Genomic DNA, 2,971 nt, shown 5'->3' with positions numbered 1-2,971 from the left:
TCATGTCGTCCACGGCGTTGTCCCCGCCCCCGCCCGCATCCCGGCAACAGCCATTCTCCGGGCAAGAGGCGCCGGGTCGGCGGGGGACGGGGACAACGCCGTGGACGACATGAGTTCCCCCGGCGGTTTACCCGGGGCAGATGTGTCCGACGCACGCAGGAAAGCAGCCGGGGAGCCGTCCTGTACAGCCGAATCGGCAGGTCCACAGGAACTGACGGCGCACACTGTGGCCAGCGCCACGGAACACACCAGCAGATAACACGGACCGGAACGCACGACTGCCGCCATCTCAGATGTCCGTGCGGTCGACCGCAGTCGTTACCGCGCAACTATTCATTCCCCGCACCGGTGACACTAGCACCGACGCCACCGAACGCGGCAAATGCCGAACCGTGCCCGAGGGACAGATTCCGGACAATGCAACCCGTATGAATCGGTCGACGATTTCTTCACGCCGGGCGGATGCGACACCGCCTTCTGCGCCGAATGCCGACGTCACCCACGATTGCGACGGCTGTGGTCGGGTTGCCAGAACCCGGAAGCCCCTCGGCGGGGGTACGTACCGGCCCACCGCCGGACGCCCACGGCACGTTGCGCCTAACCTCCTGGACGGTAGATAGGTAGCTAGGTGTCGAGTAGGTAACGACCGGTGGGAGCGGGAGCACATGAGCGAGCAGGACTACCGCATCGAGCACGACTCCATGGGCGAGGTGCGCGTACCGGCCACGGCCAGGTGGCGGGCACAGACCCAGCGTGCGGTCGAGAACTTCCCGGTGTCGGGCCAGCGGATCTCCGGGGCCCACATCGCCGCCCTCGCCCGGATCAAGGCAGCGGCTGCGACCGTCAACGCCAAGCTCGGGGTCCTCGACGCGGAGATCGCGGCCGCGATCTCCGCAGCCGCCGAGGAGGTAGCCGACGGCGCCTGGGACGACCACTTCCCGATCGACGTGTTCCAGACCGGCAGCGGGACGTCGTCCAACATGAACACCAACGAGGTGCTGGCCACCCTCGCCACCGAGCGGCTCGGCCGGCCGGTGCACCCGAACGACCATGTCAACGCCTCACAGTCGTCCAACGACGTGTTCCCGTCCTCGATCCACGTCGCGGCGACGCAGGCGATCGTCCACGACCTGATCCCCGCACTCGAACACCTGGCCGCCTCCCTGGGACGTAAAAGCGTCGAATTCCGCGAGGTCGTGAAGTCCGGACGCACCCATCTGATGGACGCCACCCCAGTAACCCTCGGTCAGGAATTCGGCGGGTATGCGGCAGCGGTCCGCTACGGAGTGGAGCGGCTCCAGGCGGCCCTGCCACGGATCGGCGAGCTTCCGCTGGGCGGTACCGCCGTCGGCACCGGTATCAACACCCCGCCCGGCTTCGCCGCCTCCGTCATCGAGCAGCTGGTGGCGGCCACCGGCCTGCCGCTGTCGGAGGCCCGCGACCACTTCGAGGCCCAGGCGTCCCGGGACGGCCTGGTCGAGGCGTCCGGAGTGCTGCGGGTCATCGCGCTGTCGCTGTACAAGATTGCCAATGACCTGCGCTGGGCGTCATCGGGCCCGCGCGCCGGGCTCGGCGAGATCCGCCTGCCCGACCTGCAGCCGGGATCGTCGATCATGCCGGGCAAGGTCAACCCGGTGATCCCCGAGGCCGTGTGCCAGGTCGTCGCGCAGGTGGTCGGCAACGACGCGGCCGTGGCCTTCGGGGGCTCCGCGGGCAACTTCGAACTGAACGTGATGCTGCCGGTGATCGCACGGAACCTGCTCGAGTCGATCCACATCCTGTCCACCATCAGCCGGCTGTTCGCCGACCGGTGTGTGGACGGCATCGTCGCGGACGTCGAACGCTGCCGGCGGTTCGCGGAATCCTCGCCGTCCATCGTGACACCGCTGAACCGCTACATCGGCTACGAGGAGGCGGCCAAGGTCGCCAAGCAGTCCCTGGCCGAGGAGAAGACGATCCGCGAGGTCGTCCTCGAGCGCGGCTACGTGGCTGCCGGCGCACTCACCGAGGAGCAGCTGGACGCCGCGCTGGACGTCCTGTCGATGACCCACCCGTAGGGCACACGCTGGAGGGCTGAAAGCGGCGCGGTCACACTCTTCTCCGCGGCACTCCCCGCCGTTGCGCTGACAGCGGCGGGGAGCCGTGGAAGACCCCCCAGCAAGCCCCCACGACCCCCGCACCTGTGTTCAACGAGACACCACGGCGGAGGTTACGGGGCACCTGAAGATTTTTCCGCGACCCCGTGAGGCCACGGCCCCCATGGCCCCGCAGCTCCGGGACCCCTGGGGGCCGCCCGGCCGAGCCGCGCACGTCGCTTGCGTCCGGTACCGGACGCACCGGCACGACCGACCACCTGGGGCGGGTGCTCTGGGGAAGGTACGGAGGTCCCTGGAGAAGGGGAAGTAACAACCTGACGTTCCAGACGTCCCGAGCGTCCCGGCCGGATATTCTCGCACTGATCAATAGTGGGGATTTTCAGCTGAGGAGGCGACAAACGATGTACGACTACGACCTCCTCGTCATCGGGTCGGGTCCGGGCGGGCAGAAAGCGGCTATCGCCGCCGCCAAGCTGGGCCGCCGTGTTGCGATCGTCGATCGTCGTGACATGGTCGGCGGGGTCTGCATCAACACCGGCACGATCCCGTCCAAGACGCTGCGCGAAGCTGTGCTCTACCTCACCGGTATGACCCAGCGGGAGATGTACGGACAAAGCTACCGGCTGAAGGACGACATAACGGTCTCGGACCTGTCCTCGCGCACCCAGCACGTCATCGGGCGTGAGATCGACGTCATTCGCAGCCAGCTCAGCCGCAATCGGGTCACACTGCTCATCGGAACAGCAAGCTTTGTCGACCCGCACACCATCAGCATCATCGACAGCGACCAGATCGACGAGCGCCGGGTCAGGGCGGAGAACATCATCATCGCCACCGGCACCCGGCCGGCCCGGCCGGACACAGTCGACTTCGAC

At 67.6% G+C, this 2,971-nt stretch carries 2 protein-coding genes and 1 pseudogene; all 3 read left to right on the top strand.

The window, feature by feature from the left end; genetic code table 11:
* Nucleotides 1–259 (top strand): annotated as a pseudogene (locus DD1DGNOD_RS27735) (hypothetical protein); the annotation flags it as partial.
* A 406-nt stretch (nt 260–665) separates the two neighbouring features.
* Nucleotides 666–2,057, top strand: coding sequence for a class II fumarate hydratase (locus DD1DGNOD_RS04500; protein ID WP_131765345.1), 1,392 nt, complete (start codon nt 666–668; stop codon nt 2,055–2,057).
* A 440-nt stretch (nt 2,058–2,497) separates the two neighbouring features.
* A partial coding sequence (locus DD1DGNOD_RS04495) for an FAD-dependent oxidoreductase (protein WP_131769516.1) occupies nt 2,498–2,971 on the top strand: 474 nt, incomplete at its 3' end.

The organism is Candidatus Protofrankia californiensis, from assembly GCF_900634765.1.
Lineage (GTDB): Bacteria > Actinomycetota > Actinomycetes > Frankiales > Frankiaceae > Protofrankia > Protofrankia californiensis.
This window is presented reverse-complemented; position numbering and strand designations above follow the sequence as displayed.

Coding starts and splice junctions, on each gene's coding strand:
- DD1DGNOD_RS04500 (WP_131765345.1), top strand. CDS start 666: ATGAGCGAGCAGGACTACCGCATCGAGCACGACTCCATGGGCGAGGTG.